Consider the following 1,144-nt stretch of genomic DNA (forward strand, 5'->3'; position numbering starts at 1 on the left):
TGGGCGCGCCAGTATTCCTGCTGCCAGCCGGAGTAGCCGGGGGTGCGGTGGATCAGCTCGTCCAGCTTCTCCGGATCGTCTACACCATCGTCCACAGAGAAATCATCTTGAAAACTACCGTCATATTTCCGGGCTGCTTCGCCGTTGGCGATGCACTCTGGGCACAGATATGCAATATCCTCCACTGAAAAGAACGGATTGGCATAGAAAATATGGGTCGTCTTGCCACAGCAATCGCAGACAACGCCGTCTGCGGATTCCTCAAAAGCCCCAGTTTCCAGAGGGGTTGGGTGATACCGGAAGGCGGGCAGGCCCAGCTGGGCCTGCCGTTCCTTCTCTTTCTGCTTTTCCTCCGGCGTTTTGGGCTTGGGGAGAGCATAATGATTGCCCCAGTTTTCCGCATAGTCCTTCAGCGTGCCCAGCCGCTTGAGGGTCTTTTTATCGGAACGATTTCCGATTTGGCAGAGCAGTTCATAGGCATCCTTCTTGAAGTCCAGTAGATCATACACATCCACCAGCACTTCCTTGGCCTGCTGATCCTCACTCTGCTCAAGTTCTTCCTTGAAGGTATATAGAGCGCGGACACTGTCCGGACCTTCATTGGTCGCAACAAACTGTTTTTTTAGTTCGATATAGGTTTTCTGATATTCTGTCATTGGTCGCACCTCCCATCAATCCCACCAGAAATACCAGACGGTGGACTGCCACAGGACATCTGCCAAGGAGCCAATGCTTCCATCCTCATTCTGATCCAGATCTGGGCAGAAGCCATATTGCTCCACAGCCACCTCCATAGCTCTTTCCTTGGAGATCGGAGTTGGAAGTTCAAACTCTAATTCATCGTGGCTCATGGCGGCAGGGATGGCACCATGTTGCTCGAACCAGTATTTCGCCACTGCCATCAGGTCCGGTGTGTCGGGACACTCATTCCAATTTCCAAAGGGCAGGTAGGCGAAGATCTCCCAGGGGTTCTTTACCGGAATTTTAGCCAGAATGAGCGGATATGTCATTCCGGTATCATCGTTCCAATAGTTTGCGAAGCGGTCGTTGGGTTCTCCGCCCTCCATCTCGCCCAGGACTTCCTCATCCCAGTCCAGATCATCGTCCTCGGCTTCTTCCTTGCGCTGGCCGGTCAATTCCTCCA

General features: G+C 53.0%; 2 protein-coding genes. Both read right to left on the reverse strand.

The genetic code is table 11. The features are described from left to right. Window positions 1-656, reverse strand: a 656-nt coding sequence (locus FGS84_RS30660; RefSeq protein WP_138311895.1) for a CbrC family protein, incomplete at its 3' end; no start/stop codon positions are given. A gap of 15 nt (window positions 657-671) precedes the next feature. Beyond that, a partial coding sequence (locus tag FGS84_RS30665; protein ID WP_138311896.1) for a DUF4253 domain-containing protein occupies window positions 672-1,144 on the reverse strand: 473 nt, incomplete at its 5' end.

This window comes from Clostridium sp. 1001271st1 H5, from assembly GCF_005845215.1.
Classification (GTDB): domain Bacteria; phylum Bacillota; class Clostridia; order Lachnospirales; family Lachnospiraceae; genus Enterocloster.